Origin of the sequence: Peribacillus sp. B2I2 (genome assembly GCF_041261685.1) — a bacterium.
Classification (GTDB): Bacteria; Bacillota; Bacilli; order Bacillales; family DSM-1321; genus Peribacillus.
In genome coordinates, this window is sequence record NZ_JBGCCB010000001.1 from 4,855,525 (window position 1) to 4,881,756 (window position 26,232).

Below are 26,232 nucleotides of genomic sequence, written 5' to 3' on the forward strand. Positions count from 1 at the left end.
CCTTATTATTCATTCCCATATCATCCACTCCTAATGGTTAAATATCGTTGGATCACCTGCACGCTTCGTTAACTTGCCGTTTTCCATAATCCCCATCTTCTCCAGCCAAACTTCATATAAGGGGGCAGGCCGCTTATCCATCGTTTGCCTCAAAGTCGCTATATCGTGGTAACTCAAAGACTGATAGTTTAACATGCAGTCATCCCCCATCGGAGTTGCGATGATGAAATTCACGCCAGCCGCAGTTAAAAGTACACCCAAGTCCTCGATATCATTTTGATCCGCCTTCATATGATTCGTGTAGCAAATATCGACTCCCATCGGCAGTCCATGCATTTTTCCCATGAAATGATCTTCTAACCCGGCGCGGATTACCTGCTTGCTGTTATATAAATATTCAGGTCCGATGAATCCGACGACCGTATTGACAATGTACGGATCAAAATAGCGGGCAAATCCATAGTTCCTCGCTTCAAGCGTCACCTGATCGATTCCGAAATGCGCTTCCGCCGATAACTCGGAGCCTTGCCCCGTTTCAAAATAAAGATGCTGTGGACCTGTTCCGGTCCCATAGGCCTTTGCCACCTCATTGGCTTCTTCGAGCAATTGAACATTAATTCCAAAAGAACGATTGGCCGTTTCGGTTCCGGCTATGCTTTGAAAGATCATATCAGCAGGTGCCCCCTGCTGTACGGCCTTAATTTGTGTGGTCACATGCGCAAGCACACAATTTTGGGTCGGGATGTTCCACTTCTGGATGACATCCTGTGTCGCATGAAGCAGCCGCTTTACGCTTTCGACTGAATCATCGACAGGGTTGATTCCAATGAGTGCATCCCCGATTCCATAGGAGAGGCCTTCTTTTAAAGAAGCGAGCATGCCATCCACATTGTCTGTCGGGTGGTTAGGCTGAAGGCGCGAGGCAAGCGTTCCTTTATATCCGATCGTGCTATTATTCTTGGTGAGCACTTCAATTTTATTGGCTGCATGAATGAGGTCGAGGTTCGACATCAGCTTGGCGGCAGCAGCAATCATTTCACTATTCAACCCCCTACTTATTCGCTTTAAATCCTCTCCCGTCGTTTCGTCACTTAAAATATATTCACGCAGCTCGGCAACGCTCCAATTCTTTACGGATTGATAGATGGTTCCATTGATGAGACCATCTATCACCCGTGACACTTCATCCTCTTCTGGGGAGAGTAAGGGATAGTTCCTAATGTCTGCCAAAGTCAATTCGCTAAGCACCGCTTTCGCCGCAATCCGCTCTTGGACCGATTCTGCTGCAATTCCCGCAAGCCTATCTCCTGATTTCTCTTCATTCGCTTTGGCCAAGACTTCTTTCAACGATTTGAATTGATGGATTTCCCCAAAGTATTGAGTGGATAATTTCATCGTGTAATCCTCCTTTTTCTAACTGTGAAAGGTTAGCGTTTTTACGACAACCGGAACGACCCCTGTCCGCAGCAGCCTTCCTATATCTAAATAATCACCATGTTCCATTTGTGTCTGATCAATGCAGATGACCGGCAGATCTGGTTGATTCGCTAGAAATGTTTGACCAAGCACCTTCCCATAATCACTATCCATGACAATGATCAGAGGCTGCTGCTGATTCGGTTTTTGCTTCAAAGCCTCGGTAAAAACGACTGCGAGCTGCTGAATGTCCCGAAATGATAGATAAGGCAAATTCGTTAAATAAAAGGCAAAATTAAGGCCTTCATGCTGGGGATCGTATATCGTGATCGCATCCTGAACAGCTTGTTTCATTCTCTCGGCTCCATCATCCAGCACGCCTTGAAAATCGAGCCGATAGACTGGGATATTACGAATTGGCAGATGGGAATCATTCACCTCGATGGTAGCACCGCTGATTTCAGTTGTATGTGCGCCGGCTCCAAGGACAGTCGCCCGAACCGTTTCAACGGGCTGTTCCCACTCCCATGCAGCCAATCCTTCATTTTCCTTTATAGAGGTTGCAAGCATCATGCCGATATCCCGGAAGCTTTTGTCCTTCCGTTCTTCATGATAAATGCAATCACTGACCCCGCCCGAGAACATTAACCCATCTATTCGTCCTGTCCACGATGGCTCCTTCCCCACTAAAAGGAGTTTATCTTCGTTTGTGTATGAACCAGCCAGAAACCGCAAAAGCACCTTCGACATTTCATTTGCGATGATTGCCCCATCACCATTCAGAGGAGAATACCCCTTTGATTTCAGCCATTTTCCTATTGAAGGAGCAACCTTCACCTTCGCTCCCTCCCATTCAACCAAACGGCCTCCTATATGCAGTGTGCAAGTTCCACAAAGCATGCCAGAACGGTATACGGCAATATTCGCCGTTCCCCCGCCAATGTCTATGTTCGCAATTGTCTTTCCTGTCTCAATGGAATGTTGATAGGCACCGGATCCCTTGGCGGCAATGATTCCCTCCAAATCCGGACCGGCTGCCGCTACAAGGAATTCCCCTGCCGCTTTGGATAACTGGTGTACCATTTTTTCTGCATTTTGTTTGGTTGCCGTTTCCCCTGTGATGATGACAGCCCCTGTTTGTATGTTTTCCATCATGATTCCGGCTTGATGATATTCACTTTCCACCATCCTTTGAACGGCAGGTATATCAATTACCGTATCGGATAAAAGCGGGGTCCTGAAAATGGGACTTCGATACAGAATTTTCTTATCGGTAATTTCGATTTTTGGCACCTGTCCGCCACCCGCCACATTCCTAAGCGAAAGCTCGCTGATAACAAGTTTCGTCGTACTGGTGCCAATATCAATTCCTGCACTGATGATTCGTTCCACCTGTTCATTCATTAGAATTCCACCTCAGTTTTACACCACTCGGATTTCATTTCCATCTTCTTCCTTGTTTTCACCTTTATATTCATTTATGCCGATAACTCCTGCTGCACGATCCTTTTCCTCCAATTCCAAAGCTTTCGGAACGGACAGCCAGTAAGCAAGACCGATTCCAATAACACCGGCAGATAGCTTGCCTACAATGATCGGTAATATTAAGGATGGCTGAAAGTTGGCTGTGAAAGATAAATGATCGCCTAATAGGAAGGCCGCACACACAGCGAAGGAAATGTTTATGACCTTATCCTTCGGCGGCATATCTTTAACAAGTTTGAACATCGCCAATATATTGGCTACCGTGGCTAATATCCCTGCACTCCCCGCTTTGCTCAATCCGATTTTCCCGCCCATCGCTTCAAGCGGCTTGCCTGCATACTTTTGAATCAGGTAAATCATTGGAAAAGCACCTGCCAGCATGATTCCGATATACCCCGCCGTTTCCAGGGCACGGAACTGGTCTGCCTTATCGGCCATGATCGGATGGAATCCCCAAGCACCAAATACAGTGGAAAACAGTCCGGTGAAAATTTCCACGATTGAAAACACAAGTACGAGTTTAATCGCGGCATCCAGTATTTTCCCAAACCACATGAAACCTTTGATCATCAAATCCGGCAGGAAATAAAGACCTAACGCAAGCAATACCACAAAAATGAGAAGGGGGGAAAGATTCAGGGCAATTTTCAAATAGCTCAACGCGAATTCGTATGTAGAATCCGCATTCGTGGAAATAACTTCGCGGATTTTCGAATTCGTTGCCACCACTAGCACGCTTGAGATGAAAGCGCCAATCGGAATCGTCAGGATTCCTGACATGACACCAAGAGCCATGTATTTATGATCACGCTTCTCTAACATGGCAAGTCCCATTGGAATCGAGAATACGATCGTTGCTCCAGACATGAATCCGACAATCATCGCCATGATCCAACCTTCATATGATTCCTGGAGCTCGGCAGCCAATTGGTAGCCCCCCATATCCGTTGCCAAAATCGTGGTTGCAGCAAGGGCGGGATCTGCACCGATTGCAGCGAAAACCGGACCGCATACTGTATCGATGAACCATGATAAATATGGGATTGAGGCCATGATTCCAGCCGCCGGGATGAATATATGGCCAACGGTATGCAAACCTTCCATGAATTGCTTGCCCAACCCTCGCTCACTGTCTTTAATCGATGCAAAAGCACCAACAACAGCACACACCATAATGATATAAATAACGAATTTACCTACCATCTCCATACATATTCCCCCTGAATTCCGATTTGATTTGGCCTATCGACTTTTAAAAAAGGGTATAAAAAAAGACGCCTCTTATAGCCCAAACTTAGGTTTTTCAGTAGAATTGCCTACCTATAACCAATTTGGTCCATCAAAGCGCCATTGCTTCATCTATTTACTTGTTTTTGATCATTTGAAATGATCATGCGTGCCACTGTCTCCATGGAAAGCTGCTTATCCATACTCAACCTTCTCAGCTTTTTGTAAGCGGTTTCTTCCGTTACTTTCTTCCTTTTCATGATAATTCCTTTTGCCTTTTCAATGACTTTACGATTTGTGAGCGTTTCATCCAATTGAGCATTTCGTTCCTGATACTTTTTTGCATTGGCCGCTTGCAGTAAAGCAATCTCCACTGCCGGAATCAAATTCGCCTCCGTTATTGGCTTTACAAGATATCCGACGATATTCGCCCGTTTCGCCTCGTCGATATATTCACGCTGGCTGAATGCAGTTAAAAGCAGGACCGGTATCTGAAAGGTATTGGATATCACTTCGCTAGCCTTGAGTCCATTCATTTTAGGCATTTTTATATCCATCAAAACGAGATCCGGCTGTAAAGCATGTGCCAATTCAACCGCCTTCTCGCCGTCACGTGCATGTCCAACCACATCGTAGCCTGCATCCTTGAGCATAATCGTTATATCAAGCAGAACGATCGATTCATCCTCAACGACCAAAATCCTCTTGACCACTTCTCCCACCTACCTCTTGTATGGAAATCTCACAGAAGCCAGGGTACCTTCTTTAATCCGATGAATCGAAAACTCCCCATCCAAATCATTTTCCACCGTCATGCGGATGATATCCAGCCCCAAAGAAGGTTTCACTGCCGGCGAATAGCCGATGCCATCATCTCTTACTTGAATCTCCAATTCAGAACCATCCTTTTGAAAGCATACGGTAATCTTCCCTTCCGTACCTTCCATGAAAGCGTGCTTCACACAATTATGAATCAGCTCATTCACCACCAGCGCGACGGAAATGCCAATGTCGGAATCAATGGAATGAAGCTCACCCGTATATTCAATGCTTAGGACGTTACGGGTATGATCCTCCGTATAAACGATCATATCGCCTATTTTCTTAATAAGCTCCAGTAAATCCACGTGATCCGCATGGCTGCTTGCCAAAATGATTTCATAAACCGACGATATGCTTAACACCCGGTTCAAACTGACCAATAAATGGGGCTTGCTTTCTTCAGGGGCCCCTATCCTCATTTGCAGCCGAAGTAAACTGGCAACAGTCTGCAAATTATTCTTCACCCTATGATGAATTTCACGAATGGCTACTGACTTGCTAATCAGCTCTCTCTCTTTATCCCGCAGTTCAGTCAGATCCCGGATGATGATGAATGTTTCATCGGAATTCTTGTTGCCTAAATGGAATTTCTTAATTTGGAAAGTCTTTTTACCAATATTCATTTCTTTCATTAAAATCTCTTCTTTTGAAGCAAGAACATCGGCAAAGTCAGGAAAACAATCGAAAATTGAATCCCCCAAGACACAGTCCCTCAAACCTATTTCCGTTACTAGATTAATGGCAGCAGGATTCGTATAAACAAGTCGGTTCTGGTTATTGATCAGGAAAATGGACTCTTCGATGAATTCAGGAACTAAGGAATTTTGTTGATCTTGCCTTTCAAACTGATTTGAAGTTTCAGGTTCTTCCTGAATCACCTTTTCCATGATCAAAACGGCTATGACCCGATTGCATTCTCCCTTGACCGGAACGACACTTTGCTGGACCATTGCTCCCTCTTGAGTCAATGCCCGATTCACGAACATCTCCTTTCCGGTGCGCAATACATAAAATACTGCCGGCTCGAAGGCCTCATAGGCAAATTTCCCGACAACCGGATGATCATAAACCGATTTTACGGAATATGCGCTTGCCTCTGCCACGACTATGGCATGCTTCCCTTCACGCACCGGACAATCAATAAAGACATTCGCTTTATTCAAATTGGCTATCAACGATAAATTCGTTGATAGGTTTTCAAGAATTTGAATATCCTTGTCCAGTAGGTGAGTATGCATCTCACATAATTCTCGGACAGTAATTGTAGTTGTCCGTTCCATAGGCAAAACCCCAATAACGTTTATTCATGGATATTATTATTGATTATTATAGATACCGCCCCTATTTTTGTCAATATTCAAAATATTCAAATGTAATGTATTCTAACATTAGATAGCGATATTTTTAAATAGTATTCCCCTATAAAAAATCACCCTAGATTAGTCCTTTTAACTAAATTGCTTTTCTGTTCAACGAACTATTTTTCCATCTCTTATATTTTCGAATTATTCATATCATCTAATTTGTCCAATTAATTTTAGTGAATATGAACAATGACAATCCATTATCATTAAATTAATATGTAATAAATAGATACATTCAACGTTATTTAACATAACACGAAACGTGAAATATCGATTTCTTATTCATAATACCTGGAAGGACATGCTTATAAACTAAAGATGATGGGGGAAAAATAATGGCATTAGAAAATGATTCAAAAAAAATTGTCAGTATCGATGAAGTGACTAAATTCAAAAAAAAGAAGTTTAATATGCCACATATTTATGTCATATTATTCGTATTTATCTTCCTTGCAGCAATTGCAACTTATTTCGTTCCTGCTGGTGTTTATGAGCGAATTCCAGGTCCTGAGGATCGATTGACGATTGATCCAAATTCCTATCGACTCGTTGAACAATCACCTATTTCTCCAGTAGACTTCATGACAGCTATACCAAAAGGCTTAGTAGCCGCAGGGGAGATTGTTTTTTTTACATTCATCATCGGAGGAATATTTTCTGTACTTCGGAAAACAGGACTTATTGAAATGGGAGTGGATAGATTAGCTAGGCGATTTTCAACAAAAAGTATGATGTTAATTCCTATCCTGACAGTTGTATTTGCAATTATTTGCAGTTTGATCGGAACACAGGAATTAAGTTTAGTGTATGTACCTGTCATCCTCCCCCTAATGATTGCCCTTAGGATTTGATTCTATGGTTGCCGTCTCTGTAGCTTTAGTCGCAACTACCGCTGGATTCATGACTGGCTTTCTTAATCCCATTAACACTGGGTTAGGTCAAAAAATCGCAGGTCTTCCCCTATACTCCGGTATCGAGCTAAGGATTATCGCTTTTATCATTTTTGTTACTGCAGGGACGGCTTACATTATGCGTTATGCTAAAAAGGTTCAAAATAATCCAAAGTCTAGTTTTGTATTTGATGAGGATCAACCCAAGCGGACGCTATACTTAAATAAGCCCAGATCTGAAATATATAAGGTGAATAAAAGACAGAAAATTTCATTAATTTTAACGGTCGGTTTCTTGTTTCTACTCGTATATGGCGTTTTAGCAAAGGGTTGGTTTATGTTGGAAATGGCAGGACTCTTCATAATCATGGGAATCGTTGTCGGTTTAGTTGCCGGGTTAAATTTAACGGAAATTTGCGAAGGATTTAATGACGGATTTCGAGAAGTTTTGGTAGGTGCCATGATTGTAGGTATTGCAAGAGCTGTCGCTGTTGTTATGGAGGATGGTCAAGTAATGGACACGATCGTTCATAGTCTCGGCAATCTTGTCGGCGACTTTCCCGCTGTATTTAGCGCCCTTGGCATGTTTATTGTACAAATGTTATGTAGTCTTTTAATCCCCTCCGGCAGCGGTCAGGCTTTAGTTACCATGCCCATCATGGCTCCATTGGCCGACATCATCGGCGTTACAAGACAAACAGCCGTGTTAGCTTATCAGCTGGCAGATGGAATCGGCAATATATTATATCCAACATCTGGATATTTCATGGCCACCCTTGCCTTAGCAGGAGTCGCCTGGCAAAAATGGGTGCGCTTTTACCTACCCTTGTTTTTTATCTGGTTCCTCTTATCGGGCGCTTTCTTGGTCATCGCTCAAACAATTCACTGGAATGGTTAAATGCAAATTAATGATATTACAAAATACTAAAGCAACGATTATTACGTTGCTTTAGTTGAATTACATTAAATGAATCCTCCATTTACCCTAATCGTCTGACCCGTAACCCACTGCGCTTGTTCACCTACCAAAAACGAAACCACATTGGCAATGTCATCCGTTTCACCTAAACGTCCGAAGGCATTCATTTTTTTCATCCCTTCAATTTGCTGCTCCGATTTCCCTACATTAAACAACTCTGTGTTGACCGGACCTGGAGCAATTGCATTGATCGTAATCCGTTTTGGCCCGAACTCTTTAGACAAATGTCTTGTGAACTGTTCAACTGCCCCTTTTGTACCTGCATACATGCTATACGAAGGAAACATCTGGCCTATTACAGAGGTTGATATATTGACGATCCTGCCATCGACCTCCATATATTTTAAGGCTTGTTGGCAAGCGAATAATGTCCCCTTCACGTTCACTGCAAATTGTTTATCAAAGTCTTCTTCCGTTGCTTCGGAAAGTGGTTTATTTATCATCAGTCCGGCATTGTTCACTAAAATATCGATTTTCCCAAACGCCTGGACCGTTTCTTCGAAGAGATATTCAATATGGGAAACTTGGCTAATATCGGCTTTGATGGCGACGGCTTCCCCGCCCTTCTCCTTAATCCTTTCCACTGCTTCATATGCCTTCTGCGCACTGCCTGAATAGTTGATCACCACTTTTGCACCCAATTCTGCAAGCTGTTCCGCTATGGCGCGACCAATTCCCCTTGATGAACCTGTGACCACTGCAACTTTTCCATCCAACCGATTTTCCATTCATTTCCCTTCTTTCTTTTCATGATAAGGTGGTTCCAGTTCATAAAAGAATCCCCATAGTCCAAATATTACCACCTTTCCCTCTTTATAAGGTAGTCAGCATCACTTCCCTACTCATGAATTTCACCTCTTCTGGTTATAGTAAAGAAGAAAATAACGGAGGAGGTTCATTCCATGAAAAGTTCAAAGGAATTTGTGGAAAGCATTCAAGAGCAGCAGAAAAAGGAAGAAGGCAATTTTCGCCGTCAAGGTAACGGTAATCCCGCTCAGAAATTACCGAATAAAAAACATTAATGAAGACCGCAATTCAAAAAATCCCCGCCTTATTTCAAGGCAGGGATTTTTTCACCCCGATGTACTTTTTTTCTTCTTCATCACTTCGATTTCTTTTGAAAATGTGTCTTCTATCTCTTTTTTATTTCCATATAAAAAGAGGTTATCCCCTAATTTAATTTTATACTCAGATAACTCTTTCCTGATTTTCACTTCTCCGCTTTCAATAAATAAAATATTAATGTCCGCTCCATGCGATATGACATCAAACGCTTTGACATCTATGAATTCAGAGTCCTCATAAATATCAATCTCCATGACCACGTCATCATCTTCTAAAAATAGGACCTCCTCTATCGGGTGCTCCCATAATTCATAATGATTATACATTTCACTTTTCAACTTATTCGATATTCTATTATTCAGGAATGGCGTCTTCACAAAAATGGTTAAGACCACCAATACACCAATAATGATGCTTAACTCCATCAAGCGTAGGTCATCTGTAAGCAATGTACTGATCGATGAAATAATGACAGCAAGTGAGAAAGCACCAAATAATATTAAAAACATGCTTATTTTCCTGCGAACGGGATGATCAATAATGGATTTTGACTCATCAGTTGTAAAACCAGTACCTGTCAGCATGGAGATAACCTGAAATCTGGCTACTGTGCTTTTTAATCCAGTCAATTTCAGCAAGGTAACCGATATTTCAATAACAAGAACAATGATTATAAAGTAAAGTAACATAAACAGTAAATTCATCAACACGATCACTTCCTCATTTATGGTTTACCCTAATCCCGTCAAAAGAATCGCATCCTTTTTTCTTTTCAAGCTTCTCATCAATATATTCACTTTCTGCAAATAACTGATAACTGATAGGAAACAAAAAAAACACAGTAAGATCCAAATCAGAATCCTACTGCGTTTTTTCCCTATATACACCTAATTCTTAAATGGTCTTCAGCAGTAGCTTTTTTAACAGCGGTGTAAACTGCTCTGGCAATTCAGCTACACTCGGAATCATTAGCCGTTCTTTGCCATAGATGTTTTTCATCGTCAATTCTTCACTTTCATCGACGCCTCCATCCGCTAAAAACAGGCCTATGACTTCTATGCCTTTTTTCCTGGCTTCCGATACGGCAAGATGTGTATCGACAATTCCATTTTGATCATAATCGCTTGCTGCCGGCTCACCATCGGAAAATACGAGCAAGAAACGGTTTTTTTCGCGCCTTTTTTCCAATTCCATTGTGGCCACCCTGATGCTGTATCCGTCCCGGTTGTCTTCTTCCGGTTCAAGCTGCATGATTTTCGCTCCTGAGTTCAGATAAAAAGAATCGGAATGCGACTGGATCACATGGAAGTAATTCGGCTGATATCCTTCTCTCACTTCATTCGCATCTTCCCAAAATCCCACGATCGAATGGGGAATCCTTAATTTTTTCAGCACTTCATGAAACAGGACGACCCCTCGTTTCGTTTCATCCATTTTGTTATGCATGGAGGCCGAGCAATCGATAAGCAATGTGAATACGGCATCCAATTCATTTGAATCCTGGTTCTTTTTATAAAAGACCCTTGGATTTTCTTCAAGTACAAGCGGCAGTAATTTCTTCGATAAACGACCAAAAACCAAATCTTTTCTTGGTGCATTCTTTTTATTTTCCAGTGTCTTTTCAATTGTACTGGAAAGTTTCCTCTTAAACGGTTCGATATCCGCAACAAACTCACGGTAGCGTTTCTCTTCCGAAAGTGTTGGTATTTTTGCTTCCTTGATTACTTGGACGACGTCTTTATTTTCTTCACCAAACGGATGTTCACCACTTTTGCCCATATTGGTTTGTTTCTTCTCCAGCGTTTCCTGCTGATTGTATTCCTTTTGTTTACTTTCCCCTGATGAACCCTGAATCGAAGCCAGCGCTTGGTCGGCATCTTCCGCTTCTCGGGCACCGCCGCCCATCAGACTTGTTTTCGTTCCCTGCTCCAATTCAAATTGAAGGAAAGTCGAATTACTCTCGCCGTTCTTATTCTCCCGGTGCCAAGTTGAGAATTTCTCATCGATGAACTCACTTTTTTCTTCGTCTACCTCTTCTGTATCATCGTTAACCAGTTCATCATTTCTAGTCAGTTCATCAAATAAGGTATTTGCCTTATACTTTTCCACATTTGCAATGGGGAAGATGAAATATTCATTGATCGTATCCTCGTATCCATCGTTCACACGAAAAACGATTTGCTCGCAAATCCTCGTGATATCACTGGTTTTAGTGGCTTCAAAGACAGAATGGATGAACGGTTTGATTTTCTCCAACTCTTCCAGCTGCCGTACATTGGCTCTGGGAAAAATCGGATCCGGCCGGTCGGATTGAAGCAGTAAATAGATGAGGCAATATAATTCATCCAGCGCAAAACTTCTTGTGACATTCGTTGCTAATTGGCTTTCGAAATATTGTTTAAGGTAAGCTCCCCTTACCGAAAACCATTTTTTCGTGCCTGGCCTTTCTTTCTTCACCAATTCTTCCAATCGCAAATCTTCCATTATAGCGAATAATTGGGCTGCAAACTTCGGAAGCGAACTTTCCCCGATGATGTCCTGGTACTCCTTCATGCTCTGGATTGTTGAATGATGCAGCGTACCTATCGTCCTAAGGAGCACGTCCGTTTTCAGTCCCGCTTCCTTCACTTCCTTATTGCCATTTTCCCAAAAATGGCTGGCTGTGACCTTATTCTCGATCAGATCAATGAAGGAACCATAATTGTATTCGAATTCCAGCTCAGAAATGCCGGATAAGACAGTCGAGAGATCCTGAAGCTGTAAAAAAAGGGCCGTATCGATTATTGAATCATTAAACCGGATATACTTCATGAGGCATTCTCCTAGTTAGAATAATGTGTCAGCCAAGTTCTTCACAAACTCACGCTCCCGCTCCTCGTCCAACTTATCCACAATGGAACGAAGAATCGCCCGTTTCGGCGGGATCAATACACTCAGATCGCAAGCATCAAGCAAAGCCCTGATCGATGCCGCATCTTCAGCGACCTTCCCTTGATTCACGGCATTTATCAAATCACTCGACAGTTTAACGAACAATTCAATACTTCTTGGGTCCTTCAACTTTGTATTGGTTTCTATCAATTGCTTTAACTGCTCCCCTTCGATATAGGGAACTTCGATTACGACAAACCTATTTTTCAGCGCTTCATTCAGCGGCACTGTACCGACATACCCTTCATTGATTGCAGCAATCACATTAAAGCCATCTTTTGCAGTGATGACTTCATTCGTGAACGGATTCGTTATCGTCCTTCTGTAATCAAGCACCCCATTGATTAGCGGCAGTGTTTCCGGTTTTGCCATATTGATTTCATCTATATATAGGAAATGACCGTGATTCATTGAATTGGTCACAGGTCCGGGTACGAATTCTATCACCTGTTTTTCCTCTTTATAAGCCAACGTCTTGAAGCCCAATAAACTTTCGGCATCCAAGTCGACTGAGCAGTTGACACTGAACATTGGCTGGTTGAATAAATTCGATAATGTCTCGGCAAACTTTGTCTTTCCTGCCCCTGTCGGACCCTTCAAAAGGATATTCTTCCCCATGCTTAAGGCAGTGATGGCATCTACCATCAACTCCATCTCGGGAGGCAGATATCCGCCGCTCCTGATCAATTCCTCGTATTGAGCAGGATTTTTTTTATTAGCTTCTAATATATTTGCTATTTCTATTGGTAGTCGATTGATCATTGTGTTCCTACACCCCTTTCTGAACATTTTAAGGCTCTTTCCCATTAAAAACAAACACTAAGAAAAAGAGCTGTCATCAAGACAGCTCCCAGACTGTGACAAACTAGAAGAAAAGTGTGTTTGCCTGCAGTTTTTTATTTAAAAGACGTTCCAGTTGATTTCAGAAATCCGCTCCCTTTCCGCATACTGTCTGCCAAGCCAGATCAAAGCAAGCGCCTGTGGGGTCTCGGCAAGCCAGTTATTCGGCAGGAGTGTCGCAAATTTCTTCAATCCAATAAGGATTATAAAATAATAAAAAAATCAAAGTGTAACCTTGTCTTAATCAAGGTTCGGGATGAAACCAGACTACAGTTTTTTCTTAAAAAAACAATCCAGTTGATTGGAACGGAAGGTACGAGACTCCTGCGGGAAAAGCGCGTCCAAGGGAGACCCCACAGGCGCAAAGAGCGCCGAGGAGGCTCCCGGACCGCCCGCGGAAAGCGAGTGCCTGGAGGCAACGTTATTCGAAGTTCATTCTGATGACCCTTAAAAAGCTTCCTCAGGGTCCCCTTTCATCAGGTATATCATATAGCCCAATACACCGCCGATGATGGCAGGAATCACCCATCCTACCCCAACACTATATAGTGGAAGGTATTGGGTGAAAAAGTTCGAAACAGCATCCAATTTAATGCCTGATGCCACTACTCCATCCATTATGCTGATGATGGCCGTTAATAATAAGCTTCCTAAGTATACCTCCGATTTCCCTTTGAAAAGGGAATGGAAGAACGTCAGAACGATCAAAACGATCGCCACGGGATAAAGTGCGGTTAACACAGGCACTGTAATTGAAATGAGCTTTGTCAAACCTACATTTGCAACAGCCGCACTAAAAATGGAGAAGATGACGACAAATGATTTATACGATACAGCAGGCAGTATTTTATTGAAATACGCAGAACAAGCCGTTATCAACCCAATGCTTGTCGTCAGGCATGCTGCGATCACGATCAACCCTAACAACACGGCACCAGCCGATCCGAAAAAATGATTCGAGGCTTGAGCCAAAACGTCTCCGCCATTACCCAGTTGACCTAGTTTTTCCACACTTGTTGCCCCCACATAAGTCAATGCCGTATACACGATCACCAACAAGGTTGCAGCTATCAAGCCAGCTTTCATACAGAAGCCTAACACTTCTTTTCTTGAAGTGATCCCTCTGTCTTTGATCGCGTTGATGACAATGATACCAAATGCAAATCCGGCCAGCGTATCCATGGTCAAATATCCTTCTTTAAATCCCTTGAAGAAAGAATTATCTGAATAATTCGCCGCTGGTGACTGGATTTCACCCATTGGGTTAATAATTGCGACCACAATGAGAATCCCGATGAAAATCAATAATAACGGTGTTAATATTTTTCCGACGATATCCAGCATTTTGGATGGATTGATGGATAATAAACAGGCAATTCCAAAGTATATGATCGTGAATACCAGCAATGGTAAAAAACCGACGTCATTGGAAAGGAAAGGTTTAATCCCTATTTCGTAAGAGACACTTCCCGTTCTCGGAAGCGCGAAAAGCGGTCCCAAAGATAAATAAAGAATGACTGTGAAAATGATGCCGAATAACGGGTGTGCCCTGCTTGCAAGCGATTGAACATCATTTTTTCCCGAAAAACCAAATGCCAGTATTGTAATGAATGGCAATCCAACACCAGTAATGATGAATCCTAAACTAGCCGACCATAAATTGGTCCCAGCGGATTGACCGAGCATGGCAGGGAAAATTAAGTTTCCTGCACCAAAAAATAAAGCAAAAAGCATTAATCCTGTTACAACGATAAAAGAAAGTGGTGCTTTCTGTGACATATTGAGCCCTCCATTATTTTGATTATCTTAACGAAGAAAAGAGTTGTCCATTCGATAAAAAAGTGAAATGAGCCTCGGTCCATTCTACTTATCTATTAAAATGCACCTTCATGAAACTATTGATTATTGATAACTCTCCTTACTATAAAATCCGGCGGAAAGTTTGTCAAAGCTATTTCACTAATTATTCGGAAAAATCTTTCTCTTCTTACTTCTTTTTATAAAAATGAGAGAGGCATTCAGATTCAACAGAAAATTTGAGTAAAATGTCCTGCAATTTATTTTGCAGGAAAAATGTTTTAGTATTCAGATATTTAAATAAACTATATAAAAACCAAAAAAATAGGAGGAGTAAACATGAATACTGAAAAAGAAAAGATGGTGAGCGGGGAACCTTATATGGCCGCTGATCCGGAATTAATAAGAGATAGGGAAAATGCTAGAAAGTTGACCGGTTATACAATCAGACAACGGAAAGCGAAGGGAATGAACGAAGGGCACTGCTAAAACAGCTTTTAGGTTCCACTGGACTAAATGTTTATATTGAACCCACTTTCCATTGTGACTATGGATACAATATTTCTGTCGGGGAAAACTTTTATGCTAATTTAGATTGTGTCATTTTGGATGTTTGTGAAGTGAAGATTGGCAAGGACTGCATGTTGGCTCCCGGAGTGCATATCTATACGGCCACACATCCGCTGAATCCCTTCGAACGCAGTTCTGGAGTGGAATACGGAAAACCGGTTACGATTGGGGATCATGTATGGATTGGCGGAAGGGCCATCATCAATCCTGGCGTTACAATAGGGAGTCATTCCGTGGTCGCTTCAGGGGCCGTCATAACAAAGGATGTTCCTGAAGGCGTTGTTGTCGGTGGAAACCCAGCGAGGGTCATCAAGCATATTGAGGGAATTAAATAGCAGAGCTCACTCGACGCTGAGTGGCTCTGCCTCCTTTTTTTCGTTATATTTTCCTTAATGCTTCCGCGATTGCAGTATCACCAGAGATTAAATCAAATGAACGCTTGTAGGTATTTTCTTCAGTTAAAGAAGCAAGAATAGTTCGAGCTACATCTTCACGGGCAATCGAACCTCTTTCCAATTCTTCGGCGGCGGTCACTTTGCCCGTTCCCGGTTCATTAACCAGACCGCCAGGCCGAATGATGGTATAATTCAAATCGCTTTGTAACAATGCCCTATCCGCATAGTGCTTGGCCACATAATACGGTTTGATGGCTTCATTCCAGTTTTCGCGATTATTGGCCTGAAAAGCACTCACCATTATGAATCGGTTGATTCCCAAGTTTTCTGCCGCTTCAATCGTTTTAACTGCACCATCCAGATCAATCAACAGCGTTTGATCAGCGCCAGTGCTTCCTCCGGACCCTGCTGTAAACACGATGGCATCACAGCCTTTTGCCGCATTCGCAATCTCATCCACTGTTCCCGTTAAACTGACGACTGCAGCTTCAATTCCGTTTTTCTCAAAATGCTTCCTTTGATCCTCTTTGCGAATCATTGCCCGTACAGTATGATCCGGACTATCTTTTAATAAATCCACCAGATGTTTACCGATCTGCCCATTTGCCCCAACTACGAATACTTTCATGAAAGTCAGCTCCCATAATGGTTAGTTTGATTTCATTTCAAATTATTTCATGTACTTAGATCATTATCAAACAATCAGCCCGCCATACATTGGAAAAAGTTTGGCAACCACCCTTATATATTTTATAATAATGACAGTACGTGTTCTTCTAGGACACAAAAGGGAGGTGTAAAGATGGCAATAAGAATGTTAATGCCACCTTCTGCAGCGTCTCATGCAAAGCCTAGTATTGGAGGCGATACTTTGCATGGGGTTAAATTAAGCTAAACTTAATCGCCCGACTTATCATTTCTAATATTTGGCTTTGCACCTTATTTCATTCTTAAAAAAGAATAAGGGGCTGGCAGAAATGAAATATGTAAAAGCAACGGCCGTGTTGCCTGAAAAGCTGATCGTTGAAATTCAAAAGTATGTGCAAGGTGAAACCATATATATCCCGAAACCTGAAAAGGCCCATCACAAATGGGGAACCCGTTCGGGATCAAGGGAATTGATCGATGACCGAAATGCCTCTATAAAATATGCATTCAAGGACGGGCATACCATCCATCAATTAGCCGAGGAACATTTTCTCTCCGCGGAAACCATTAAGAAAATCGTTTATTCTAAATAGGATTGCATGGGCAGCACTGATAATGATATCAGTGCTATTCATATGCCAAGAATGTTTCTTAGTCGTTTTCCCCCTTTTAATGCAGATGCGATTTCTGTAAAGTATATAAAAACGGTATCATGTTACAAGTATCGCGCAATAAAAACAGGAGTGAAGAAAATGGAACCTTATATCAGAAGCGAGCAATATAACTTCATTAAATCCCAAACGCAGATTCTTATAAATGGACACGCGACGGCCAACGATAAGGATGTGATCAACACCCTGAAAACTGTTGCCAAAGAAAGAGTATTAAGCTTATTCGGTGACTTGAGCGAAGAACAAAAACAACTACTGGATCCAGTAGATACCATTAAAGATCCCGCACAAGCCGAAGCCTTTCTCTTACAGGTAAAGCCGTTTGTGATCCCATTTAAAGAAGTAAGCGAAAAAACGATAAAAAAATTGTTTCCTAAAGCAAAGAAATTAAGAGCCCCTTTGTTGGAAAACATCGATTTGAGAGAGATTTCATACTTGGGATGGGATGATGGCGGATCCGGAAAGAAATTCATCATTGCACCCCATCATAATAAACTCACCGGATTGCATGGAACCATTAAACCCGCCAACAAAAAAGGGATCTGTGCCATATGCAGCCGCTTTGAAGAAGTAGGGATGTTCATGTCTGAAACAAAAGGAACCGTCCAAGGGACATTCATTAAAAAAGGGAATTACATTTGCCTGGATAGTATGAAATGTAACCAGAACATAACCACTTTAGATAAAATGACCGATCTAATCGAGCGGCTGAAATAATACGGAAAAGCAATCCTTCAAATGGTGAAGGATTGCTTTTTGTTTCTTGTTAAAAAATTCTCATTTTGTCCTGCCTATGGAATTCTAGTATAATTGAAGCGATACATGAAAGAAGGAATGATATATTGAAAAGCAAAATGAATCAGTTGTTTGAAGATCAAAAAAACATTCATGTGCTGTATTCCTATAATGAAATGGAAAACTACATTAACCAGGTTTTAAGTTATATCCAAGATGGCATCGCGGCGGGAGATTATGTCATTCTTGTTGAAAATGACCGTATTTACCCCATTATTCATAAAGAGCTGAGCACTCGGTTAACGGAAGATCAAATGGAGTTCCTTCATTTTGTGAACAACTTCGATTTCTATTGTTCAAGCGGCAGTTATCATCCTCCTGCAATCGAAGAATACTTTAATAAAACGGTACAGCCCTATGTGGAAAATAAAATCTCTTTCCGATCATGGGCACATGTGGAATGGGCAACTCTGGAAGAGCCGCTGCACATCATAGAGGAATTTGAGAGAACAGTAGATGAAGCAGTAAATCTGCTGTCATTTCCATTAATTTGTGCGTACAAAGGTGAGAGGATGCCAGACTACCTCAAAACCATATTGTTGGAAACACATCCTTATGTCCTAAAAGACGATGATATCATCGTCTGTGAACAATACTTGCCACCTAGTTTGATATAATAATACACAACACGCTCAGGAATCTCCTAAGCGTGTTTTTTCCGTTGCATTATTGATTATCATCATGAGTCCCTCGTGTATTTATACGGCAGTAATTCACCGATTTTCACCTTGACCGTTTCCCCATTAACAGTCAGTATGACAAAGCAGTCTTTTGTATAATCCGAGATTAATTCCCGACACATCCCACACGGGCTAACGACTTTTAAATCTCTGTCTTCATCATCGGAATAGGGATGCTTAATCGCCACGATTGTATCAAATCCCTTTTCGCCGTCCGATATCGTTTTCCCAATCGAATGGCTTCTGCACATACGGTAACCCGGCCAATATATGATTCAATATGTACGGCAGCAACGATTTTTCCTGACTTTGTTTTTAATGCAGCACCAACATGATGCCTATTTTCCTCGTAAAAATCCCTAATTTTTGCACTTGCAGCTTCTATTAAATCACGATCCGACTCATTCAAAGGATAAGTTTTGATGATTGGCTCTCCTTCTCTACTAATATTTCATTTAGGGATTTTTTTTAACGCTTCTAAAGCCAATAAGCGGAAATAAGAAGCAGCTGGAAAAAGTGCCGTTTCATCTACTATAAACTTAGGGTGATGCAGGTCATACGGACCTCCTGAACCTATCATTACGAAAGCACCTGGCATTTTTTCTTGGTAAAAAGCGAAGTCTTCCCCTATGGAGCTAGCTTCTAACGTTTTTGTCGTGTAACCTGCTGTGTCACCAACCTGAAGCGCCAAATCGGCCCATTCAGGTGTATTATCAACTGATGGAGGGCCTGGATGCCATGATAATTCAACATTTGCATTGAATGTTTCACTTATACCGTGCAGGACTTGTTTCATACGTTTCTGAATGAACTCTCGTTGAATTTTACTGAAGGTCCGGACGGTTCCTTCCAAATATGCACTATCTGGGATAACATTCCACGTTGAGCCACTATGAATTTGAGTGATGCTCAAAACCGCTGACTCTTTTGGCGCTACATTTCGGCTGATAATGGTTTGCAACGTTGAGATAATATGTCCTGTTATGATAATCGGATCATTTCCCTCTTCCGGTTTGGCCGCATGTGAGCCAGTTGCTTTAACATGCACTTCAAAGCGATCGACTCCCGCTGTCAGTGCTCCATGTTTTGTCCCTAACTCCCCAACTTGCAATGTCGGATCATTATGAAGACCAAAAATCACATCCACATCATCCAACACACCAGTTTCCATTAAAGCACTTGCACCATGTCCCGTTTCCTCCGCAGGTTGAAATATCAAACGAATCGTTCCGGACAGATCTCTTTCTTCTTTTTTTAATAAAAAAGCAGTCCCCAAAATGACAGAAGTGTGAAAATCATGACCACATGCATGCATCACGCCGATGTGCCTTGAAGGAAAGTCCACCTCAGATTGCTCCAAAATTGGTAAAGCATCAATATCGGAGCGAAGTGCTATCGTAGGTCCCGGCTTGCTGCCTTTTATCTCTGCTACGACACCAGTTTTCAATGGAAAATTAAGTATCTTAATATTTTGAGATTGAAGCGCTTCTTTAATTTTTTTAGTCGTTTCAAATTCTTCGTTTGATAATTCAGGTGTCATATGAAGATCACGTCTGAATTCCAATAGATAATTCTCCAATTCTACATTACTTATAGTCAACGGTTGTCCATCTCCTTAAAAATCCGAATATTAAAGAACGAAAGCTATATCCAAGCAATATCAAATTAAACAGTATCAAATAAGCTATTTGATAAACATGTAAAGCATGAGATCTAATTTAAGACGCATCGCAAGCATCATAACAATGAATTCCCTTAAATGAAAAGTGTTTATTTCGAATATTCAGCATTGACAATTTATTATACAAGGTGCTACCATGTGAAGTAATTCACTATATTATAGTAACGTATCAATACTAAAAAGGATTAAATTTCTATAGTAGAAAAGAAGTAAAGACATAGATACACATTGGTCGGGAGGAACCCTCTTCAAAACTGGAAGCGGGTTTTATTTTAACATTAATTCATAGTAAACCAGTAAGGATATACTATTATACATCCCCTGCGTTTAAAAGTGAAGACATAAAGGAGCAATTGACATATGAAAAAGAAAACAGTAAAACTTGGTGTATTTTTGGCCGGAACAGGACATCACGTTGCTTCTTGGAGACATCCTAACGCCAATCCGAAAGCAAATATGAACATCGATTATTTTAAGAGGTTGGCGCAGACTGCCGAAAAAGGTTTATTTGATTTATTATTCTTAGCAGATAGTTTGTCAGTTGCAAAGGACTCGCATCCTAATATTCTGACTCGATTCGAGCCATTGACCTTATTATCTTATCTAGCCTCGGCGACTTCCAATATTGGTTTGGTTTCAACGGCTTCTACCACCTACGAAGAACCCTTTAATGTTGCTAGAAAATTTGCTTCTTTAGACCATATTACCTCCGGCCGTGCTGGATGGAACGTAGTCACAACGTCCCTTGCCTCCACTGCAGTAAACTTCAATAAAACTGAACATTTAGAACATGGTCTCCGTTATAAAAGGGCGACTGAATTTGTTGAAGTTACCAAGAAATTATGGGACTCATGGGAAGAAGATACGTTGGTTATCGATAAAGAAACAGGGCAATTCATTGATGAAAGCAAGTTTCATGAAATCAATCATCAAGGTGAGTTTTTCTCTGTAAAAGGACCATTAAATATTTCTCGCTCACCTCAGGGGCATCCTGTCATTGTACAAGCAGGCTCTTCTGGCGATGGGCAATTGCTTGCAGCAAAGCATGCAGAGATTGTCTTTACCGCCCAGGAGAATAAGGAGGACGCGGTTTCATTTTACCATGTGTTAAAAGGTCAATTGGCCGCTTTTAATCGGGCGAAAAGCAGCTTGAGTATTATGCCAGGTTTGTTCCCGATTGTGGGACAGACTGAGAAGGAAGCCCAAGAAAAGTACGAGGCATTGCAGGAGCTAATCATTCCCGAAATAGGATTGGCTGTTATGGGAAGGTATTTTGGAAATGTGGATTTTTCGAATATCCCTTTGGATACACCGTTTGCTGATATTTCGTTACCAGATAATGTAGATAGCATTCAAAGTAAATATGATTTGATCGTTAAGCGGGCGACCAGTGAAAATTTGACGTTACGTCAGACATATCAGTGGGTTGCTGGATCACGTGGACATCATATCGCAATTGGAACACCAACGCAGATTGCGGATAAGATTGAAGATTGGGTGAATGGAGATGCAGCTGACGGCTTTAATATTATGCCAGCCCTCTTGCCTGATTCTTTAACGGATTTTGTTGAACTTGTTGTCCCTGAACTGCAATCAAAAGGAATTTTCCGTACTAAATATGAAAGTAACACATTACGAGGGAATCTTGGCCTGGATAAACCGGTCAACCAATATTCTCATAAGCTTTAAACATCTTACACCTGGCGGAAAGTTCTCAAAGACGGAATCACCCACCCGAAGAGGAATTAACTAGATAGAGTATAGGAGGCGCAAGATGAGTCAAATATTTCGTGAAGTGCGTGTAGAAGATGTGGATAAATTTCTTAATTTAACATTGGATGCTTATGCGAGTATAAGAGAGTTGGATATTCACTTCTCTGCGGCAACGGCCACGAGAGAGGAAGCGATTAAGCACATATCCGAAAATAAGGTATATGTTCTGGAGGAAAATGGGACATTTGTTTCCACCGTATCGATTCGGTTACCGTGGGGCCCCAATCCTGGCCCGCTCGTATTGCCACACATAGGCTGGTTCGCTACAAACCCTGCATATAAGCGTCAAGGCATAGGGAAAAAAGTTCTGTCATGGCTCGAAGATGAAATTTTGAAGAAGCAACTGAGAGCCCCCGCGGTTACACTCGGAACCGCGGATAATCATCCATGGCTAAAAGAAATGTACGAAAAAAGTGGATTTGAAGAGATCGGTCAAAAAGATTTAGGCAAAGGTCATCTCACGATATATTTGAGGAAAATCTTGCAACCGGGACAATATCAAGCTTGGTCTGAAAAACATAATCAAACCATTTAATAATAGGAGGAAAATAACAATGAAGAAAATTCTTTCCCTTGGACTCTCTTTACTTTTCATATTAGTGCTTGCAGCATGTGGCAGTTCAAAACAAGAGAATACTGCCAATGATTCCGAACAAAAAACAATCAAAGTGGGGTCAACTGGCCAAAGCTATCCAAATGGTTATCAAGAGGATGGTAAATTAATAGGTTTTGACGTAGAACTTACAGAACTCATCGCCAAGAATTTAGGATACAAGGTAGAGTGGGTCACTTCTGATTTCAGTGGGATAATGGGGCAATTGGGATCAGGTAAATTGGACACCGTTGCGAATGCCGTTGCTATAACACCAGAACGCCAAGAACAATTTAATTTTACAGAGCCGTATAGTTATTATGGTGCACAAATTGTATCAAGCACAAAAAACGATGATATTAAAAGTTTGGCTGATCTTAAAGGCAAAACCGTTTCCGGTGTGCTGGGGTCTAATAACGTCACAAACCTAGAAAAATATGATAAAAATGGCGATATCAAAATACGAACCTATGAAACCCGGGATGGCGCGATGCAAGATGCCATTAACAACCGAGTAGATGGATATATCAATTCCCGCCCAATCCTGGTTGCAGAAATAAAGAAAAATGATCTTCCGTTAAAACTAGTTGGTGATCCAGTGGCCTATGAAAATGTAGGGTATCCATTTACCAAAACAGAAAAAGGCAAAAAATTAAATGATGAATTCACGACAGAAATCAAAAAACTTAAAGAAGATGGTACATTAACGAAGCTGTCCAATAAATATTTTGGTGAAGACATCACCACGAATTCCGGCGAATAAGCATAGCGGAGGTTTTAAAGCATTATGAATTTTGATTTACAATATATGTTGGAAATTTCCCTGCAAATCGCAAAATTTATTCCAATCACTCTGGTTTTAGCCATCATTTCGATGGCTTTAGCCATTATTATCGGACTTGTAGTAGCCTTAATAAGAAATAGCAATATTTTTGGAATCACCCAATTGGCAGGCTTATATATCTCTTTATTCCGAGGAATGCCAACATTGGTACAATTATTCATCATTTACTACGGTTTACCACAGTTATTCCCGTCGTTGTCAACGATGGAAGCAATGACGGCGGCGATCATTGGATTTAGTTTGAAAGAATCCTCTTATTTAGCAGAAATTTTCCGAGCTGGATTGAATTCCGTGGACAAAGGGCAGATGGAAGCGGGACTTGCAACTGGCATGAAAAGAGTACAGATTTACTCGCGAATCATTTTACCACAGGCTGCTTTAAATGCATTGCCAGCAACAGGGAATACATTTATATCTTTGATTAAAGAAACGTCCCTTGCCTTTACATTAGGAATTACGGAACTATTTGCAGAGGGAAAAATTATTGCATCCGCTAACATGCGCTTTTTCGAGACATATTTGGTGGTTGGCTTGATTTACTGGCTATTGGTTATTCTTTATTCTTGGATGCAAAAATACCTGGAGATTTGGCTCAGCAAACCACTTAGAAGGTGATCATATGATAAAAGTAAGAAACTTATCTAAACATTTTGATGATAAACAAGTATTGAACGATATTAACTTGGATATAAGAACCGGGGAAGTTGTTGCCATAATTGGTCCGTCGGGTTCTGGAAAATCGACGTTATTACGCTGTCTGAACTTGTTGGAAAAGCCCAACAGCGGAACCATCGAAATCAACGATGTAAAATTGGATACCCAAAAATATAAAGAGAGAGACGCGTACCAATTAAGACAGCAAACAGCGATGGTATTCCAACACTATAACCTTTTTAAAAATAAAACAGCTTTAAAAAACGTGATTGAAGCTTTGCTTGTCAGAAAAAATATGAAAAAAGAAGATGCCATTCAAATCGGCGTGGATTTATTGAAACGGGTTGGCTTAGAAAAACAAGCAAAACAATACCCCGCTACCTTATCTGGTGGACAACAGCAGCGCGTCAGCATCGCTAGAGCCTTAGCTGTAAAACCACATGCCATTTTATTTGATGAACCTACCTCCGCTCTTGATCCCGAATTGGTTAATGAGGTTTTACAAGTAATACGGGAGTTAGCGAAAGAGGATACCACAATGGTGATCGTGACGCACGAAATGCAATTTGCGAAGGAAGTTGCTGACCATGTCATATTCATGGCAGAGGGACATATTATCGAACAAGGCACCCCAGAACAAGTAATTGAGCATTCTCTTAATCCGCGAACTCAGCGTTTTTTACGGCAAATGGGAGATGAAACGGACGGATCTGCCAGGCAAAAAAGGAAGTGAAGTGTATGAACACAGAAAGGTTATCTGAAATGATCTATCATTCCAATCCGTTGGTAAATGAAGTAGTATTACAGGCTGCCATCGAAGGACTTCTTGATTATCTTGCTGTTTCCTATCAAACAAAATCCGAAAAGGAAATTACGATTTTAAAGCAAATCATTTTGGAAGAAGGCGGAAATGGGACGAGTTACTTGATCGGAAGTCACATACATGCAACACGATCCCAAGCAGCACTTTTCAATGGCTTTCAAGCTCATTTACTAGATTATGATGATGTACATTCAGATGTACGCGGTCATCCAAGCGCAGTCATTTTGTCTGCTTTGTTAGCAGTTGGAGAACCTGAAATGCCTGGGAAACGTTTTTTAGCTGCCTATGTGGTTGGTGTGGAGATTATGGCTCGGTTTGGAGAAGCTATGAACCCCTATCATTATACAAAAGGGTGGCATAATACAGCTACACTTGGCGTAATAGCTGCAGCTGGTGCGGTTGCGTATTTACGGGAATACTCTCCACGCTTAATAGCTGAAACCATGAGTCTTGCCGCTACCCAATCGGCTGGTTTAAGACTCCAATTTGGTACTGTGGTAAAGCCGCTCCATGTAGGGATTGCGGCTAAAAACGCTGTGGATTCCGCAGATTGGATTCGGATGGGATTACATAGCAACCCCGACTTTTTGAATGATAAGAATGGTTTCTTTGAGGTATATGCAGAAAATGGAGTTCCCGATTTGACGGTAAATTGGGGAAAAACATGGCGGATCGTATCACCGGGATTATGGTTTAAACAGTATCCCTTTTGTTCTGCTGCGGCACATGGCGCTGAAGCAGCTGTTTTTTTACATAAAACGTACGATTTGTCGGAAGAGGATATTGAATCGGTGAGTGTTTGCTTTCCTCCAAATGGTGATTCCGCTTTGCTTCACCATAACCCATCGACTGGTGAAGAAGGAAGATTTTCGATTGAGTATATTGTATGGCTCGCGCTTACAGGCAAACCCCTGACCTTTGCTTCTTTTGAATCGAAACCTATTCCCCATTCATGGAGAGAATCCTTTCAAAAAGTAAATAGAGAGACGGATGCAACGATCAAGCCTTCCAAAGCAGCACTCCCAGTGGGACGATTTACAATTGTGACCGTGACTACAACGAGTGGGGATGTACTATCGAAACGAATCGATACACCTAAAGGAAGTCCTGGGAATCCATTAACAAAGTCCCAGCTAATAGAAAAATTGCATAAAGCCGTAGGAGATGAAGTAGAGACAGAGCAAATAATAGCAGCCGTCCATTCACTGAATCATACATCACTTGGTGTTCTTCAAGAAGCTGACTATAGAAGCTGACTGATAATAAATTAGGCGAACAGTATTTATATAC

Annotated in this window: 24 protein-coding genes and 2 pseudogenes; 13 read left to right on the plus strand and 13 right to left on the minus strand. The window is 41.5% G+C overall.

Annotated elements, in window-relative coordinates:
- Positions 1 to 30: 30 nt before the first annotated feature.
- The 5 genes from ABIE66_RS24130 to ABIE66_RS24150 all read right to left on the minus strand — a co-directional run bounded on the left by ABIE66_RS24130 (position 31) and on the right by ABIE66_RS24150 (position 6,230).
- Positions 31 to 1,395: an ethanolamine ammonia-lyase subunit EutB gene (locus tag ABIE66_RS24130; RefSeq protein WP_370016577.1), complete on the minus strand. Its 1,365-nt coding sequence runs from the start codon at positions 1,393 to 1,395 to the stop codon at positions 31 to 33.
- Between the two features lie 18 nt (positions 1,396 to 1,413).
- Positions 1,414 to 2,820 carry an ethanolamine ammonia-lyase reactivating factor EutA gene (locus tag ABIE66_RS24135; RefSeq protein ID WP_370016578.1) on the minus strand — a complete coding sequence of 469 codons (1,407 nt, stop codon included), beginning with the start codon at positions 2,818 to 2,820 and terminating at the stop codon, positions 1,414 to 1,416.
- An 18-nt stretch (positions 2,821 to 2,838) separates the two neighbouring features.
- Complete coding sequence (gene eutH / locus ABIE66_RS24140; protein ID WP_370016579.1) at positions 2,839 to 4,110, minus strand: ethanolamine utilization protein EutH; 1,272 nt, start codon at positions 4,108 to 4,110, stop codon at positions 2,839 to 2,841.
- A gap of 146 nt (positions 4,111 to 4,256) precedes the next feature.
- Positions 4,257 to 4,841: an ANTAR domain-containing response regulator gene (locus ABIE66_RS24145; protein ID WP_289326676.1), complete on the minus strand. Its 585-nt coding sequence runs from the start codon at positions 4,839 to 4,841 to the stop codon at positions 4,257 to 4,259.
- Between the two features lie 9 nt (positions 4,842 to 4,850).
- Positions 4,851 to 6,230 carry a sensor histidine kinase gene (locus ABIE66_RS24150; RefSeq protein WP_370016580.1) on the minus strand — a complete coding sequence of 460 codons (1,380 nt, stop codon included), beginning with the start codon at positions 6,228 to 6,230 and terminating at the stop codon, positions 4,851 to 4,853.
- A 419-nt stretch (positions 6,231 to 6,649) separates the two neighbouring features.
- Here ABIE66_RS24150 and ABIE66_RS24155 point away from each other — a divergent pair, with 419 nt between their 5' ends.
- Positions 6,650 to 7,165, plus strand: a complete 516-nt coding sequence (locus ABIE66_RS24155) for a hypothetical protein (RefSeq protein WP_370016581.1) — start codon at positions 6,650 to 6,652, stop codon at positions 7,163 to 7,165.
- Between the two features lie 4 nt (positions 7,166 to 7,169).
- The gene (locus tag ABIE66_RS24160; protein ID WP_370016582.1) at positions 7,170 to 8,102 is read left to right on the plus strand and encodes a YfcC family protein; all 933 of its coding nucleotides are present in this window, start codon (positions 7,170 to 7,172) and stop codon (positions 8,100 to 8,102) included.
- 65 nt (positions 8,103 to 8,167) lie between these two features.
- On the opposite strand, the gene ABIE66_RS24165 is transcribed toward ABIE66_RS24160, so the two are convergent.
- Positions 8,168 to 8,911: an SDR family oxidoreductase gene (locus ABIE66_RS24165; RefSeq protein WP_370016583.1), complete on the minus strand. Its 744-nt coding sequence runs from the start codon at positions 8,909 to 8,911 to the stop codon at positions 8,168 to 8,170.
- Positions 8,912 to 9,085: 174 nt separating this feature from the next.
- Here ABIE66_RS24165 and ABIE66_RS24170 point away from each other — a divergent pair, with 174 nt between their 5' ends.
- On the plus strand, positions 9,086 to 9,205 hold the full coding sequence (locus ABIE66_RS24170) for a DUF4023 family protein (RefSeq protein WP_061465287.1): 120 nt from the start codon (positions 9,086 to 9,088) through the stop codon (positions 9,203 to 9,205).
- 51 nt (positions 9,206 to 9,256) lie between these two features.
- Here ABIE66_RS24170 and ABIE66_RS24175 read toward each other — a convergent pair whose 3' ends face one another.
- From ABIE66_RS24175 to brnQ, 4 genes are all read right to left on the minus strand, one after another.
- Positions 9,257 to 9,952, minus strand: coding sequence for a hypothetical protein (locus ABIE66_RS24175; protein WP_289326679.1), 696 nt, complete (start codon positions 9,950 to 9,952; stop codon positions 9,257 to 9,259).
- Positions 9,953 to 10,142: 190 nt separating this feature from the next.
- The gene (locus tag ABIE66_RS24180; protein WP_289314688.1) at positions 10,143 to 12,059 is read right to left on the minus strand and encodes a vWA domain-containing protein; all 1,917 of its coding nucleotides are present in this window, start codon (positions 12,057 to 12,059) and stop codon (positions 10,143 to 10,145) included.
- A gap of 15 nt (positions 12,060 to 12,074) precedes the next feature.
- A complete protein-coding gene (locus ABIE66_RS24185) occupies positions 12,075 to 12,941 on the minus strand; it encodes an ATP-binding protein (protein WP_289326680.1) in 867 nt (288 codons plus the stop codon).
- Between the two features lie 525 nt (positions 12,942 to 13,466).
- On the minus strand, positions 13,467 to 14,798 hold the full coding sequence (brnQ, locus tag ABIE66_RS24190) for a branched-chain amino acid transport system II carrier protein (RefSeq protein ID WP_370016584.1): 1,332 nt from the start codon (positions 14,796 to 14,798) through the stop codon (positions 13,467 to 13,469).
- Between the two features lie 357 nt (positions 14,799 to 15,155).
- On the opposite strand from brnQ, the pseudogene ABIE66_RS24195 reads away from it, so the two are divergent.
- Positions 15,156 to 15,721, plus strand: a pseudogene (locus ABIE66_RS24195) (maltose acetyltransferase domain-containing protein).
- Between the two features lie 43 nt (positions 15,722 to 15,764).
- Here the strand turns inward: ABIE66_RS24195 and ABIE66_RS24200 are convergent.
- Positions 15,765 to 16,409, minus strand: coding sequence for an SDR family oxidoreductase (locus ABIE66_RS24200; RefSeq protein ID WP_289314685.1), 645 nt, complete (start codon positions 16,407 to 16,409; stop codon positions 15,765 to 15,767).
- Positions 16,410 to 16,758: 349 nt separating this feature from the next.
- Between ABIE66_RS24200 and ABIE66_RS24205 the strand changes: the two genes are divergently transcribed.
- The 3 genes from ABIE66_RS24205 to ABIE66_RS24215 all read left to right on the plus strand — a co-directional run bounded on the left by ABIE66_RS24205 (position 16,759) and on the right by ABIE66_RS24215 (position 18,512).
- Entirely contained in the window at positions 16,759 to 17,022 is a 264-nt protein-coding gene (locus tag ABIE66_RS24205) for a CD3324 family protein (protein ID WP_101225543.1), read from the plus strand.
- A gap of 159 nt (positions 17,023 to 17,181) precedes the next feature.
- Positions 17,182 to 17,817 carry a FusB/FusC family EF-G-binding protein gene (locus ABIE66_RS24210; protein WP_370016586.1) on the plus strand — a complete coding sequence of 212 codons (636 nt, stop codon included), beginning with the start codon at positions 17,182 to 17,184 and terminating at the stop codon, positions 17,815 to 17,817.
- A 137-nt stretch (positions 17,818 to 17,954) separates the two neighbouring features.
- Positions 17,955 to 18,512, plus strand: coding sequence for an MEDS domain-containing protein (locus ABIE66_RS24215; RefSeq protein WP_370016587.1), 558 nt, complete (start codon positions 17,955 to 17,957; stop codon positions 18,510 to 18,512).
- Between the two features lie 62 nt (positions 18,513 to 18,574).
- On the opposite strand, the pseudogene ABIE66_RS24220 reads toward ABIE66_RS24215, so the two are convergent.
- Positions 18,575 to 19,002, minus strand: a pseudogene (locus ABIE66_RS24220) (cytidine deaminase).
- Between the two features lie 24 nt (positions 19,003 to 19,026).
- A complete protein-coding gene (locus tag ABIE66_RS24225; RefSeq protein ID WP_370016588.1) occupies positions 19,027 to 20,175 on the minus strand; it encodes an amidohydrolase in 1,149 nt (382 codons plus the stop codon).
- Between the two features lie 441 nt (positions 20,176 to 20,616).
- On the opposite strand from ABIE66_RS24225, the gene ABIE66_RS24230 reads away from it, so the two are divergent.
- The 6 genes from ABIE66_RS24230 (at position 20,617) to ABIE66_RS24255 (ending at position 26,198) form a co-directional block, all read left to right on the plus strand.
- Complete coding sequence (locus ABIE66_RS24230) at positions 20,617 to 21,945, plus strand: LLM class flavin-dependent oxidoreductase (RefSeq protein WP_370016589.1); 1,329 nt, start codon at positions 20,617 to 20,619, stop codon at positions 21,943 to 21,945.
- An 85-nt stretch (positions 21,946 to 22,030) separates the two neighbouring features.
- Positions 22,031 to 22,564: a GNAT family N-acetyltransferase gene (locus ABIE66_RS24235; RefSeq protein WP_370016590.1), complete on the plus strand. Its 534-nt coding sequence runs from the start codon at positions 22,031 to 22,033 to the stop codon at positions 22,562 to 22,564.
- A gap of 19 nt (positions 22,565 to 22,583) precedes the next feature.
- Positions 22,584 to 23,384 carry an amino acid ABC transporter substrate-binding protein gene (locus ABIE66_RS24240; RefSeq protein ID WP_370016591.1) on the plus strand — a complete coding sequence of 267 codons (801 nt, stop codon included), beginning with the start codon at positions 22,584 to 22,586 and terminating at the stop codon, positions 23,382 to 23,384.
- A gap of 24 nt (positions 23,385 to 23,408) precedes the next feature.
- Positions 23,409 to 24,080 carry an amino acid ABC transporter permease gene (locus ABIE66_RS24245; RefSeq protein WP_370016592.1) on the plus strand — a complete coding sequence of 224 codons (672 nt, stop codon included), beginning with the start codon at positions 23,409 to 23,411 and terminating at the stop codon, positions 24,078 to 24,080.
- 4 nt (positions 24,081 to 24,084) lie between these two features.
- Complete coding sequence (locus tag ABIE66_RS24250) at positions 24,085 to 24,852, plus strand: amino acid ABC transporter ATP-binding protein (protein ID WP_370016593.1); 768 nt, start codon at positions 24,085 to 24,087, stop codon at positions 24,850 to 24,852.
- Between the two features lie 5 nt (positions 24,853 to 24,857).
- Positions 24,858 to 26,198, plus strand: coding sequence for an MmgE/PrpD family protein (locus tag ABIE66_RS24255; protein ID WP_370016594.1), 1,341 nt, complete (start codon positions 24,858 to 24,860; stop codon positions 26,196 to 26,198).
- Positions 26,199 to 26,232 lie beyond the last annotated feature (34 nt).